Source organism: Malaciobacter halophilus, from assembly GCF_002837275.1.
In the GTDB taxonomy this organism is placed as follows: domain Bacteria; phylum Campylobacterota; class Campylobacteria; order Campylobacterales; family Arcobacteraceae; genus Malaciobacter; species Malaciobacter halophilus.
Window position 1 is genome coordinate 39,600 of the sequence record NZ_NXIF01000008.1, and the last position, 13,424, is coordinate 53,023.

Consider the following 13,424-nt stretch of genomic DNA (forward strand, 5'->3'; position numbering starts at 1 on the left):
TTAAAGGGTATAATAATATCTAAAATATACTAAAAGGATAGTTTTTTAATGTTTGAAACACTTATTCAAAAGTTACAAGAAGACAAATATTTAACCTTAGAAACCACACCTCAGCATGAACCAATTATGCATAATATTATAGAAAAAGTTAAAAAATTTGATCTTCAAAATAGAGTTGATGGATTCTCTGCAACAGATAATCCACTTGCAAAATTAAAATACAATGCACTCTTTGCAAGTTTAAGATTACAACAAGAGTTTAATAAACCTGTAATTGCAACGATGAGTATGAGAGATAGAAATAAAATTGCATTGCAATCAGATTTATTAGGGGCAAATGAGTTTGATGTAAGAGCTATTTTAGCACTTACAGGAGACCCTGCTAAAATGAGTGACCAACCACACTCAAAAGGAGTATTTGAATCAAACTCTTCAATGCTTTTAAAAATGATTAAATCCTTTAACTATGGAATGGATATTGCAGGTAGACCTTTTAAAATAGAACCAAAACAAATCTATCCATTTGCAGTTACTAACTCATATGCAAGAAGTTTTACATCTTTACAAAAAAAGATGCATACAAAAATACAAAATGGAGCAATGGGAATAATTACTCAACCTGTATTTGATGTAAATAATGCAAAAAAACTTTTAGAAATTTTTGAGAATGCAAAAGAAGATGTAGTTGGAAACAAGAAAAAAGCACAACTGATTTTTGGAATTTTTCCAATAACAAAACTAAGAACTGCACTATTTTTATCAGCACAAGTTCCTGGAATCCATGTACCACAAAACTGGGTAGATAAACTTGAATTAGCAAATCAAATCTCAGAAGAAGAAGAGTATAAAGTAGGTATGCAATTAAGTAAAGAACTTTTTTATAACATAAAAAAACTTCATCCAAAAATCCATTTAATGACTGCAAATAAATTTGACTTAGCAGATGAGATACTATCTTGAAACTAGCAAGTATTGATGTAGGATTAAAAAGAATTGGTGTTGCAATAAATCTTACTTCTGATATTGTAACACCACAAAATGCTATTTTAAGAAAAAATAGAAATCAAGCAGCAAATGAAGTTAAAGCTTTTTTAAAAGAGTGGGAAATAGATAAACTTATTGTAGGTTTTCCTAGTGCAAGTGAAGAGATGCAAAGAAGAATAAACCACTTTGTAGGTCTTCTTGATATTGATATTCCTATTGAGTATTGTGAAGAGAATATGAGCTCAATTGAAGCAGAAGATATGATGAAAGGTCAAATCAAATACAAAAGAGATGGAAGAGTTGACTCTCTTGCTGCAAAAATTATTTTAGAAAGATACTTAAGTAAAAAATCTTAAGTATCTATTTTTTTATATTATTTACAACTGCAATGGCAAAACCTTGGTCATGGGTAATTGAAAGATATGATTTTTTTATCTTAAATTTTTTCCTAATAGATTTTTTATATTTTATCTTAGGAGCACCAAGTTTACTCTTTTTTATTTTTATATCATGAAAAGAGCACTCTTTCCCAATTCCAGTACCTAAAGCTTTACTTGCCGCCTCTTTTGCAGCCCAAAACCCAGCTGCAGTTTCAACTTTTTTTACTAATAAAATCTCTTTTTGGCTTAAAAATTTTTCATATGCTTTTATTCCAAATTTTTCATACATTCGCTCTATTCTATTTATCGAAGTTATATCAATTCCTATCATAATTAAACCTATCTTTTGTATAATACTTTTATGAATATTGTATTAAAAAAACTATTATATCTAATTGTTATGCTTATTATCATAAGTCTTATATCTTTTTTTGCTATTAATTTAGCTCCAAACTCATTTTTTGCTAGTGGAGAACTAAATCCTAATATCACAAAAGAATCAATAGAACAATTAAAGGCTGTTTATGGTCTTGACAAACCTTTATATATACAATATTTATCTTGGTTAAGTGCTATTTTACAACTAGATTTTGGAATATCTTTTGCAAGTGGAACAATGGTAAAAGATGAGATATTAACAAGATTACCAATTACTCTTATATTAAATATTAGTTCTATGATACTTATTTTCATTTTATCATTATATCTTGGTATAAAAGCAGCATTTAGTAAATCTAAATTTTTTGATAAATTTGCGACTCAACTTTCCTTGCTTAGTTTTTCTATGCCTTCTTTTTATTTAGCACTTATTTTAATCCTAGTATTTTCTGTTAATTTAGAACTCTTTCCTATTGCAGGTCTTCATTCAGTCACAAATGACGGAAGTTTAAACTACTACTTGGATTTCTTATGGCATCTTATTATGCCAATTTTTGTAATTGTTTTTGCAGGGATTGGAAGCTTAACACTTTATGTAAGGTCACTTGTAATTGAAATACTAAAATCTGATTATATTTTTTTTGCAAAAGCTAGAGGTTTAAGTAAAAAAGAGCTTTTAAGATATTATATTTTACCAAACCTATATCCACCAGTAATAACACTTTTAGGACTTTCACTTCCAGCAGTTATAGGTGGAAGTGTAATTTTAGAAACAATCTTTTCTATTGATGGTATGGGACTTTTATTTTATAAAAGTGCACTTGCATATGATTATCCAGTAATTATGGGAATATTAATAATTGGTGCTTTTTTAACACTACTAGGTAATATTTTAGCTGATTTAGTTCTTTTAAAACTAAATCCAAATTATAATAATGAATGAGGGAAAAAATTTGAAAATTTTAAAAACTATTGAAGAATTAAAAGAGATTAGAAAAACTATTAACTTAAGTGTAGGATTTGTTCCAACAATGGGAGCACTTCATGATGGACATATCTCACTTATTAAGCAAGCAAGAGAAGAAAATGATGTAGTAATTGTATCTATTTTTGTAAATCCAACTCAATTTTTACCAGGAGAAGATTTAGATAAGTATCCTAAAAAAGATGAAGCAGATAAAAAAATTTGTGAAATGTGTAAAGTTGATTATGTTTTTATGCCTGAAATATCAACGATGTATCAAAAAGAAGAGGTTTTGATAAAAGCTCCTAATATAAGCTATATTTTAGAAGGAGAGAGTAGACCTGGACACTTTGATGGTGTTTTACAAGTTGTATTAAAACTGTTTAATCTTACAAAACCAACAAATGCATATTTTGGTAAAAAAGATGCACAACAATTAGCACTTATTCAACAAATGGTTAAAAATCTTTTTTTAGATATAAATATTGTTCCATGCGAAATAGTAAGAGAAAAAGATGGCTTAGCTCTTAGTTCTAGAAATGTATATTTAAATGATACACAAAGAAAAGATGCTCTTTTAATTTCAAAATCACTATACCAAGCTGCATCACTTGTAGGAAAAGGTGAAAAAAAATCAGCTATATTAAAAGCAAAAATGTATGAGATAATGAAAAATTTAGAAGTTGAGTACATAGCTATTGTAAATAGAAATTTTAATCAAATTGAAGAGGTTGAATTAAAAAATACAATAATATTAGTAGTTGCAAGATTTGGAAACACAAGGCTTCTTGATAATATTTGGCTTTAATTTTAAAAGGTGTACTTAAAAAGTACACCTTTTAAAAATCATCTATTTGTTCAGTCTTCTCAATTGTTTTTTCAATAGAAGCACCTAAAAGAGTTGTAGTAAAAGGTTTTACCATCCAAGAAGTTGCTCCAACTTGATAACCCTTCTCTTTCATCTCATCACTACTCTCAGTTGTCAATACTAAAATAGGTGTACTCATATAATTATATTTATTTCTTAGATTCTCTATAAACTCAAATCCATTCATTTTTGGCATATTAATATCTGTAATAATAAAATCAAACTCTTCTTCTTCACAAAGAGCTAAAGCTTCTACTCCATCTTCTGCTGATTTTGTATCAAGATAACCTAATTCAATTAATGAACTAGATAACATATCTAATATAGTTGTACTATCATCTACATAAAGAATTTTTAAATTCGCTCTACTCATTTTTTATCCTCTTAATTTTTAAATGAAACGTTTACTTTAATAGATTCATTTTAAATAGCTTTATTATTACAAGCTGTAAAGAAATAGTTATTATAAAAAACAATGAAAAGATAACTCTTTTGTTTATTATTTATTTTAAACTATTTTAAAAGTGTATTATATATTATTTACCTTAAGCAGTAGAATTTATTCTTTGCTTATAAGTATATTTTTAATTACTTATATACTATTTTATCTAAAAGTACTAAAAACAACTTGATACTTTAATATTTACAAAAAATTAAGATTATGCTAAAATTCGCAAAAAATTAAACAAAGATAAAAAATAATGAAATTTAGCGAAACAAAACCCACAAAAACTTTACACTTAGTAAGTCTAGGCTGTACAAAAAATCTTGTTGACTCAGAGGTTATGCTTGGAAAACTAAATGAATATAAACTAACAAATGATAATGATAAAGCTGATGTTATAATTGTAAACACATGTGGATTTATTGATAGTGCAAAAGAAGAGAGTATAAATACAATCTTAAATCTTCATGAACAAAGAAAAAAAGATTCAGTATTAGTTATGGCTGGTTGTTTAAGTGAAAGATATAAAGAGGAGCTTCAAAAAGAGTTACCTGAAATTGATGTTTTTACAGGTGTTGGAGACTATGATAGAATAGATGAATTAGTACAACAAAAACAATCAAATTTTAAAGATGAAGTATTCTTAGCAAACGATACAAATGAAAGAGTAATTACAGGTTCAAGTTACCATGCATATGTAAAATTAAGTGAAGGTTGTAATCAAGCCTGTTCATTTTGTGCAATTCCTAGTTTTAAAGGAAAATTACATTCAAGAACTTTACAATCACTTGTAAAAGAGGTTAAAGCATTAGTAAACAAAGGTTATGTGGATTTCTCTTTTGTATCTCAAGATTCATCATCTTTTTTAAGAGATTTAGGGCATAAAGATGGCTTAATTGATTTAATCAATGAAATTGAAAAAATAGAAGGGATAAAAACAGCTAGAATCTTATATCTATATCCATCTACTACATCACTAGAGTTAATTGATAAAATTGCTGAATCTAAAGTATTTGTAAACTATTTTGATATGCCTTTACAACATATTAGTGCTTCTATGTTAAAGATTATGAAAAGAGGTAAAGGTGTAGAAAAATTAAGAGAGCTTATGTCTTATATGAAATCAAAACCAAACTCTTTTGTAAGAACTACATTTATAGCAGGTCACCCAGGAGAAACACAAGAAGATTTTAATGAACTTTGTAATTATGTAGAAGAGTTTAAATTTGATAGAGCAAATGTTTTTTCTTATTCAGATGAAGAAGGAACAACAGCTTGTAAAAGTAAAGATAAACTGCAACAAAATGTAATTGATACAAGAGCTCAAGAGTTAGGAGAGATTATTACAAATACAACTTTTGAATCTTTAGAAAATGAAATAGGTAAAGAGTTTGAAGTTTATATCGATGGAGAGAGTGATGAGCATGAATATCTACTTAGTGCAAGAAAAACTATTTGGGCTCCTGATATAGATGGAGAGATTTTTATAAATGATAATGAATTAGATGAACAAATAGAGTTTGGGAAAATATATAAAGTAAAAACAACAGAGCTTGCAGGAGATAAAATTCTTGCAACAGTAGTAGAAAAATGCGTCTAAGTTTAAATGAATTAGAATCAAAAAAGAATTTATTAGCTTTTTCAGCAGGTGTTGATTCTACTGCTTTATTTTTTCTTTTAAAAGAGAATAATATTGAGTTTGATATTGCAATAGTAAACTACAATTTAAGAGAAGAATCTAAAGAAGAGTTAGCTTATGCAAAAGCACTTGCTACTAAATACAAAAAAGAGATTTTTATAAAAGAGCTTACTTTAGAAGGTAGTAATATAGAAAAAAAAGCAAGAGATATTAGATATGCTTTTTTTGAAGAGATTATTAAAAATAACAACTATGAAAACTTAATTACTGCTCATCAACTAAACGATAAATTAGAGTGGTTTTTAATGCAACTATCAAAGGGTGCAGGATTAGTTGAACTTCTTGGACTACAAGAGTATATAGATAAAGAGAATTATAAAATTGTAAGACCCTTACTACACATAACAAAAAATAGTTTAGAGGCATATCTAAAACAAAATAACATCAAATACTTTATTGATAAATCAAACTTTGAAGAAAAATATAAAAGAAATTATTTTAGACACGAATTTTCAAATAGATTTTTAGATGAGTTTGAAAATGGAGTATCAAAAAGTTTTGATTTTTTACAAAAAGACTTAAAGTCATTAAATATAAACTATACACCAATATTTAAAGAAAAAAGTCTTACTATTTTTAAAAACTTACACGATGAAAACTTAAATATTAAAGTAATTGATAAACATCTAAAAAAAGAGGGTTTTTTACTTTCAAAAGCTCAAAGAGATGAAATAATAAAACAACAACAAACTGTAATCTCAAATCAAGTTGCAGTATGTATAAATGAAGAGTTTATTTGGATTTGTCCTTATGTTATAAAAACCATGAATAAAAAATTTAAAGAATTTTGTAGAATCAATAAAATACCAAAATTAGCAAGGGCATATATTTTTAATAGAAAAATAGATGAAAAAGAGATTGTTAAAGCTATTTATTCTTAGCAAACTCTTTTAACTTTTGGGTATTTTTTAACTCATCTTGTGTTTGTTTTTTATACTCTTTTAAAAAATTTATATTTTTAAAAAATAGTTCGGAAAGTTTTTCTAAATCCTGTAAAGGTAAGTCAAAATCAGTAATATCATTAGAAGTTAAATAATCATTATTCCATCTTACTAAAGCTTGTGCTTTATCATAAGATTCAAGTGAGTCAATATAGACTAACTCACTTAAGGCTTTTAAAGACCAGTCTCGTCTTTCCATGCGTCAATCAAACCTTGAGTTACTTTCATAACCTGATTTATAGAGTTAATATTATCATCAATACCAGCTGAAAATAGTGTCTCTATTTGATATAGATATAATCCATCTAAGTAGTATGCAACGTCACCACCATCAAAATCCAATACATTTCTTAATTCGTCAAAAATTGCAATTGATTTATTTATGTATGTAAATTTTTGCTCTACATCACCATTTTCCATTGCACTTTTTACAAAAGATAAATATTTTAATAATCCCTCATAAAGTTTAAGTATCAATACATAAGGATCATCTGATACAGCATTTTGTTGTTGGTATGCTTCAATTCCCATTAAATAACTCCAAAAGTATAGTTCTTTGAGATTTTAGTATATTATATATTAACTTAAAAGAAGTTATGAAAAATTAGCAGGTGAAAAATTCACCTACTAATTTTGAGCAGTAGATTGAAGTATCATTTGCTTAAGTCCAGCAAAAGAAGCTTCCATTTGTGTAATTATTGCACCATACTCAGCAAATTGTAAAGACAATTGTCTATATTTACTGTCTAAACTCTCAACAGCTTTTTCTTTATCTTCTGTTAAAGTCTCTTTTCTTTCATCTAAATAAGTCTCATATCTACCTACTAATCCACTTGAAAGTGTAGAATCAGTTAAATACTCTTTTAGTTGAGTTCCTAAACCTTTTGCTTCAGCTTTACCAATAAAAAGATCTTTTAAGCCATTAAAATCATTTTCAATTCCTTCTTGGAATTTTGCGGTATCAAGTGATAATTTACCTTCTTTATCAACTTCAAAACCGTAATTAAAAAGAGATTTATCATCTGCTCCATATGTTCCAAATATTTTATCTTTAATTCCTGATTGTAAAGCTCTTAACGCAGATTTATCTGAAATTGGAGTATTCTGATTTGCTAGCTCATCATCAATCATTGTAACAAACTCATTATATTTAGAAATAAAATCACTTACTTGTGTGCTTATTTGAGCTGTATCATCATTAATATTGATTGAAGATTCTCCTAATTTTAATGCAGTTACTTTTAAACCTCCATCAATAGTTAATACATTTGTTGCATTTTCATAATCAATCCCATCAACAGTTGCTGTCATATTTTTTGCACTTAATAGGTGATTAGATGCATTTACAGTTGTTCCATCAGTTGTATAACCTAAAGTTTGACTTGCATCTCCAGTTATTGTTAAAGAGTTATCTAATCCTGTTTCACTACTTTTAATAATAAGCCTATAAGAATCACTACCCACTTGTTCAACAGAGGCTGTCATCCCAGTTTTTGATTTAATTTCACTTGCTAACTCATCATAAGTTTTATCAGTTGTATCAAAAGTACTTGTAACCCCTCCAACAGTAATTTTTAAATCTCCTGCATTAATTGCTGCATTTTTTGTAGCTTCTGTAATACTATTTGATTGGAAAACATCTTTTTGTGCTAATTGTGTAACATTAACTGTTGTTACACCATTAGTTAACATCGTTGAATCAGGAGCTTCAAATACAACTGAATCACCAGTTGTTGAAGCAACTTTTTGTTCAAATGCATTTGCACCACCAGAAACAAATAAATCAAAAGGTTTTACAGCTTCTAATAGCTCATTTAATTTTGTTTGAATTTCTCCAAACTTCTCTTTTTCTAAATCCCAAGTTTCCAAACTCTTTTCAATTGGTTCAACTTGAGCTTTTCTTTCTGCTGATTTTAACTTATCAATTAATTCTTGATTTAAAGCAGAACCTTGTCCACTCCCTAATCCTAAAATTCCCTCAGCCATAATAAACTCCTTTTGTTACTTAAGGCCTAAAATAGTTTGTAACATTTCATCTACTACTGTAACTATTTTAGCATTTGCTGTATAAGCAGACTGAAACTTTATCAAGTTTAACATCTCTTCATCTTTATCAACTTTTACTAAATTATCATAACTACTTTGAACTGACTGTTTTACTGCTTTTTGTGTTGTAAGTAAAAAGTCACTTGTCTCTTTATCTGATGATACACTAATTCTTACTTCTTGAAAATACTCAGAAATAGAAGTAGCTTCAGGACCTGCTAAATCTTGTCCTCTACCTTCAAAAGAAATATCACTTTTCCATTGTAAAGTAGCTAAATAATCAAGTTTTGTTTGATCTAAATTATTTACTTCTTTTGTGTTAAACTGTAAACTTTTAACTGTTGAACCAGAAAAAAGATTAATTCCTACAATATCATCTTGATTTCCAGTATATCTATCTGTTGAAATACCACCTTCTATGTAAGTAGTTTCACCAGTTTTTACAAACTTATCTGTAATATCACTTAAAGTTTGAGCCAATGCATCTAGTTTATCTTTATAAACTGTAAACTTATTTGATGCGGAACTTGTTGTTAAGTTTTCACTTTGTGCTTTTAAAACACCTGATTTTAACTCAATTGGAGCATCGAAGGCATAAATTTGAACACTATTTTCACCATCATTACTTTGATACTCATCTCTAAAAACAGTATTTTTTGAAGTTACACTTGTTGGATCACTTGCATCTGTTTGCTCAGTAACTGTAATTCTTCCTTCAAATTTACCTACTTCTCCAGGTTCAACTGCTTCAACCAATAAAAAATTATCTTGTCTATCATCAGTTGTTTTTGAGCCATCTGCTTGTTGTGTATAAGTACCATTATAAGCAACAACAGTCTTTGATAATTCTGGGTCACTATTAATTTTATGAACTAATCCTCTTACATAATTAGTTTCATCAACTGTAAAGTCTGGCGTTCCATCTCCATTTGTATCAATAGACTCTCCAAACTGCACAGAAACTTCACTACTATTATTTAGTTTATAAGTTATTGTATCATCATTATCAAAAGTAACACCATCTAAAATAGAACTTGTTTTTCCATCGTCTTTAATAAATCTGTCTTTTTGAGGAGAGTATTGGTCTTCTACTGTAATATCTCTAATTACTGTATTATTACCAATAGCTACAACATCTCCTATTTTTAAAGTATAAGTTCCTGCAAACTCTTCAGAGCTTATATCTGCATATTTTGATAGTTCTAGTTCTAATTGATCTCTTCTATCAAGTAAGTCATTTGATGCAATTTGACTTTTACCTAATTGTTGATTGATTTTTCCTATCTCTTTTAAAATTCCATTTACTTGAGAGATATTCTCTTTCATTGACTCTTTTGTAAGTTCTTCAGCTTTTTCAATATCTGAATATAAAGTTTGCATATTCTCAACAAGTAAAGTACCATGAGTAATCAAATCTGATTTATATATTTCTGAAGTTGGACTTGCTCTTAAGTTTTCAACAGCTTGCAAATACCTATTAATATCTTTTGACAAACCACTTTCATCTGTCTCTTTAAATGCTGTTTCTATATTTCCAAGCATTTGAGATTTTTGGATAAAATAGTTCTCTCTAGTATTTTCTCTAATTAAATTTTGAGACATATAAATAGATGTAATTCTATAAGCAGTACTTGCTTCAACTCCTCGACCGTAAAATCTTGAATCTGAATGCTCTAGCTCTGATTGGTCAATTACTCTTTTTTTATATCCAGGAGTATTTTCATTAGCTATATTATTAGAAACATTTTCTACGGCCACTTTAGAGGCAGCTAAACCAGATTGGGCCACATTTAATGAATTTAGCATAAATACTCCTTTATCGTAATAATCTATCTAATTATCACATTACATTTCTTAAATTTAGTTTAAAAAGGCCATATCTTTCTTAATAGTTTGATTCCCCATGGCGTTTCTAACACATCTTGTTCTGCTCCATCTTTTTTATACAAAATCTTCAAATTTGCAACCTGAGAAGACAATACTGAATTCTCAGGAGTAATATCATATGGACGAATAACTCCTGTAATAATCAATTCTTGGCGTTGTCCATCAATTAATAATTGTTTATTACCTTTAATAAAGTAGTTCCCATTTTGATAAGTTTCTTCAATAATTACAGAAACTGTAGTAGAAAAAGACTCATCTAATGAAGTCTTAACTTCTCCCTCATTTGAACTATTACTTTGTGAACTAAAATTTACACCAGCAACTCTATTAAACTTATTTGCATACTTATCAACAGTTCCACCCAAAGTGTTACCTGTCATAGGAGATAAAAGACCTCCTCCTAAATTTGTTTCATCAGTTCTTGTTAACTCTCTTTTATTATTTGTATCTGATGTTAAAGATTCATCAATTCTTACTTGTATAATATCACCAATTTGTAAATCTTTCTTATCTGCAAATAAAGAAGGCCCTTTTCTTGTATATAAAGAGCCTTTTTTCTTTTCAACTTTTTTTACTGGTTTTGGAATTTGCATTTTTGGTTTGGAAAAATCCAACTTCTCTTCTGTTGCAGCACACGCTGAAAAAAGAAATATGGCCATTAATGCAATACATATGTTTTTATAATTACTCGTCATTAAATTTACTCTCTACTATATACTCTAAATCAATCGCTATTTTTATATCATCTATTGTTCTTTTTACTAATGCTAATGTTCCATACCTTACTACTAAAGCATCAATATTAGTATCAGGGTCACATACTATTAGTATTCTATTTGATACAATTTTTACGTTTCTTACATTTAATTGACCAACTAAATCAACAGCACTTTCAACTTCTCTATATATAAGTTTTTCAAGTTTTGCTTTTCTTTGTTGCTCTTTTATTTTCTTACTATTTTCAAGTTGTACTAACTCTTTTTGTTTCTCTTCTTGCGCAAATTTATCACTCATATGAGAGTAATAAGCAACAAACATAGCAATTACTGCAATAACAGAGATAACTTTTATAATCACTCTTTTTTTAGATGTTCTTTTTACTGCAATAATCATTATTTACCTTTAATTTAGTTACTTAATAACAAAAGTTGTGAAGTATAAATTTTTGATACTATCTTTTTTTATATCTTCATTAGATGCAGTTACTTCATTTAATATTGAGTTAATCTCATCTATTAACTCCTCTTTTAGTAATGCTTTTCCTCCAACAGTTAATAACTCTTCAGAACTTCTTGCACTAATTTGAGAAATAACAATATCTACAATTTCTGGTTTATACTCTTCTACAACAGCCTCAATTGTTGGCTCTGTACTTTTTAAAGTAAATGACAATTTCATTAACTTTTCTCTACCTCTTGAGTTAGTAATATTTAAAACCAAATCATTTATTGCAGTTTTAAAACTCTCCCCATCAGCATTTTGTTCTTGAGTCTTTTCTTGCCCATTTTCACCACTATTTTGATCCGATAAAACACCTTTTGAAAAAAGAAAATAAGCCATTCCACCAACAGCTAGTAGCAATACAATAATTAGTGCAACAAGCACTATCATTAAACCTTTTCCGCCTTTTTGTTCCGCTGGTGCGTTCTCTTCTTCTGCCATTCCTATCCCTTTGTTTTATTATTATAATCTTTTAACATTAGTGTTAATAATGAAGCGTTTTTAACACTTAAATATCGCATTATTAGAGTAACTTTTTTCTCTTTAAGTTTCAAGATAATGTCAAATACATCTTCAATATTTCCTTCATCTATCATTTTATTAAAAATTTCAGCTGAAACTTTTGGCTTCATACCATTATAAATTTTCGCTGTTTTTGTTTTTACTTCACCTTTAATGTCTTGTAATATTTCTAAATTTTGATCTCTTAAAGTTTGTATCTGTTTTTTCTCTTTTTCTATTTTTGAAAGTAAATCTTCAAGCTCTTTTTTTCGTTGTTTATACTCTGCTTCTTTTTTATTATAAAACTCATTTAACTCTTTTTTCAACTCTCTTATTTCAATTCTTTGTTTTATAAACTTTGAAGTTGTATCATCTGCACTAAATAGAAATGATGTTGTAAAAATGATAACTGCAAAAACTATCTTAAGCAACACTTCTCCTTTAACCTCTTATGTATTTACTTTGCATATATTCTGAAGAGGCTTCCTCTTCAGCAGCCAATGCTAATTTTATTTTCTCTTTTCTCTCTTCTTGCAAAATATAATTAAACTGTTCACTCTGTTTTTGCAGTTCAATTAACTCTTGTACAACTATTTCATGCTTTTTATTTAACTGTTTCTTTTTTGCTTCAAGTTTTAACATATGTTGCTTCATACTATTTTTATGCATCTGTAAAATAGCAAAATCTGAAATAGCACCATGAGGTTGAACTCCAGTGGTATTTATTTTAGTTTGAGTAATAGTAAGCTCAGTTTCAATTGCATCGATTTGTTGCATTAGTTGACCTTTTTCAACTAACTTTCTATCAATTTGAGTCTTTTTTAAATCATAAAGTTTTTCTATCATAACTATTTTCCAAAAACCAACATAATATCCCAAAGGTCTTTTGTATAAGTACTAATATGATCTCCCATCCAAGGTAATGATATTAATACAAATACTGATACAAAAATCATTTTAGGTACAAAAGATAATGATGCATCAGAAACTTGTGTAACTGCTTGAAAAATCGAAATCAATAGACCAATTACCATACTTACAATAAGTGAAGGCATTCCAAGTATTAAAATAATCTTTACGGTATTTTCAGCAATACCTATTAAGTCCATT

General features: G+C 28.0%; 18 protein-coding genes. 6 read left to right on the plus strand and 12 right to left on the minus strand.

The features are described from left to right. Positions 1 to 48 precede the first annotated feature (48 nt). Positions 49 to 960: a methylenetetrahydrofolate reductase gene (locus CP960_RS02505; RefSeq protein WP_101183661.1), complete on the plus strand. Its 912-nt coding sequence runs from the start codon at positions 49 to 51 to the stop codon at positions 958 to 960. Continuing rightward, positions 957 to 1,340: a Holliday junction resolvase RuvX gene (gene ruvX, locus CP960_RS02510; protein WP_101183662.1), complete on the plus strand. Its 384-nt coding sequence runs from the start codon at positions 957 to 959 to the stop codon at positions 1,338 to 1,340. Before CP960_RS02505 ends, ruvX begins: the two co-directional genes overlap by 4 nt. Before the next feature lie 4 nt (positions 1,341 to 1,344). Here the strand turns inward: ruvX and acpS are convergent, their stop codons facing one another. Then, positions 1,345 to 1,695 carry a holo-ACP synthase gene (gene acpS, locus CP960_RS02515; RefSeq protein ID WP_101183663.1) on the minus strand — a complete coding sequence of 117 codons (351 nt, stop codon included), beginning with the start codon at positions 1,693 to 1,695 and terminating at the stop codon, positions 1,345 to 1,347. Between the two features lie 30 nt (positions 1,696 to 1,725). Between acpS and CP960_RS02520 the strand changes: the two genes are divergently transcribed. Beyond that, the gene (locus CP960_RS02520; protein ID WP_101183664.1) at positions 1,726 to 2,685 is read left to right on the plus strand and encodes an ABC transporter permease; all 960 of its coding nucleotides are present in this window, start codon (positions 1,726 to 1,728) and stop codon (positions 2,683 to 2,685) included. Positions 2,686 to 2,695: 10 nt separating this feature from the next. Further along, positions 2,696 to 3,514, plus strand: coding sequence for a pantoate--beta-alanine ligase (gene panC / locus CP960_RS02525; protein ID WP_101183705.1), 819 nt, complete (start codon positions 2,696 to 2,698; stop codon positions 3,512 to 3,514). Between the two features lie 31 nt (positions 3,515 to 3,545). Here panC and CP960_RS02530 read toward each other — a convergent pair whose 3' ends face one another. Continuing rightward, complete coding sequence (locus tag CP960_RS02530; protein WP_101183665.1) at positions 3,546 to 3,947, minus strand: response regulator; 402 nt, start codon at positions 3,945 to 3,947, stop codon at positions 3,546 to 3,548. A 328-nt stretch (positions 3,948 to 4,275) separates the two neighbouring features. On the opposite strand from CP960_RS02530, the gene rimO reads away from it, so the two are divergent. Together rimO and tilS are read left to right on the plus strand one after the other, a co-directional pair. Next, positions 4,276 to 5,619 carry a 30S ribosomal protein S12 methylthiotransferase RimO gene (gene rimO / locus CP960_RS02535; protein WP_101183666.1) on the plus strand — a complete coding sequence of 448 codons (1,344 nt, stop codon included), beginning with the start codon at positions 4,276 to 4,278 and terminating at the stop codon, positions 5,617 to 5,619. Beyond that, positions 5,610 to 6,599, plus strand: a complete 990-nt coding sequence (gene tilS, locus CP960_RS02540) for a tRNA lysidine(34) synthetase TilS (protein ID WP_101183667.1) — start codon at positions 5,610 to 5,612, stop codon at positions 6,597 to 6,599. The genes rimO and tilS overlap by 10 nt, the downstream gene beginning before the upstream one ends. Here tilS and CP960_RS02545 read toward each other — a convergent pair. The 10 genes from CP960_RS02545 to CP960_RS02590 all read right to left on the minus strand — a co-directional run bounded on the left by CP960_RS02545 (position 6,586) and on the right by CP960_RS02590 (position 13,423). Continuing rightward, on the minus strand, positions 6,586 to 6,858 hold the full coding sequence (locus tag CP960_RS02545; protein ID WP_101183668.1) for a hypothetical protein: 273 nt from the start codon (positions 6,856 to 6,858) through the stop codon (positions 6,586 to 6,588). The two genes, tilS and CP960_RS02545, sit on opposite strands and share 14 nt — an antisense overlap. Further along, positions 6,834 to 7,190, minus strand: coding sequence for a flagellar export chaperone FliS (gene fliS / locus CP960_RS02550; RefSeq protein ID WP_101183669.1), 357 nt, complete (start codon positions 7,188 to 7,190; stop codon positions 6,834 to 6,836). Before fliS ends, CP960_RS02545 begins: the two co-directional genes overlap by 25 nt. Before the next feature lie 96 nt (positions 7,191 to 7,286). Further along, a complete protein-coding gene (fliD, locus tag CP960_RS02555) occupies positions 7,287 to 8,645 on the minus strand; it encodes a flagellar filament capping protein FliD (RefSeq protein ID WP_101183670.1) in 1,359 nt (452 codons plus the stop codon). 15 nt (positions 8,646 to 8,660) lie between these two features. Then, positions 8,661 to 10,511 (minus strand): FlgK family flagellar hook-associated protein, encoded by a 1,851-nt coding sequence (locus CP960_RS02560; RefSeq protein WP_101183671.1) that lies wholly within the window; start codon positions 10,509 to 10,511, stop codon positions 8,661 to 8,663. A 59-nt stretch (positions 10,512 to 10,570) separates the two neighbouring features. Beyond that, on the minus strand, positions 10,571 to 11,287 hold the full coding sequence (locus CP960_RS02565) for a flagellar basal body L-ring protein FlgH (RefSeq protein WP_228151981.1): 717 nt from the start codon (positions 11,285 to 11,287) through the stop codon (positions 10,571 to 10,573). Continuing rightward, entirely contained in the window at positions 11,277 to 11,705 is a 429-nt protein-coding gene (locus CP960_RS02570; RefSeq protein ID WP_101183673.1) for a hypothetical protein, read from the minus strand. The genes CP960_RS02565 and CP960_RS02570 overlap by 11 nt, the downstream gene beginning before the upstream one ends. A gap of 18 nt (positions 11,706 to 11,723) precedes the next feature. Next, on the minus strand, positions 11,724 to 12,254 hold the full coding sequence (locus CP960_RS02575) for a flagellar basal body-associated FliL family protein (protein ID WP_101183674.1): 531 nt from the start codon (positions 12,252 to 12,254) through the stop codon (positions 11,724 to 11,726). A gap of 2 nt (positions 12,255 to 12,256) precedes the next feature. Further along, on the minus strand, positions 12,257 to 12,745 hold the full coding sequence (locus CP960_RS02580) for a MotE family protein (protein WP_409454875.1): 489 nt from the start codon (positions 12,743 to 12,745) through the stop codon (positions 12,257 to 12,259). Positions 12,746 to 12,755: 10 nt separating this feature from the next. Next, positions 12,756 to 13,160 carry a hypothetical protein gene (locus tag CP960_RS02585; RefSeq protein ID WP_101183675.1) on the minus strand — a complete coding sequence of 135 codons (405 nt, stop codon included), beginning with the start codon at positions 13,158 to 13,160 and terminating at the stop codon, positions 12,756 to 12,758. 2 nt (positions 13,161 to 13,162) lie between these two features. Continuing rightward, entirely contained in the window at positions 13,163 to 13,423 is a 261-nt protein-coding gene (locus CP960_RS02590) for a flagellar biosynthetic protein FliQ (RefSeq protein ID WP_101183707.1), read from the minus strand. Position 13,424: the final 1 nt, after the last annotated feature.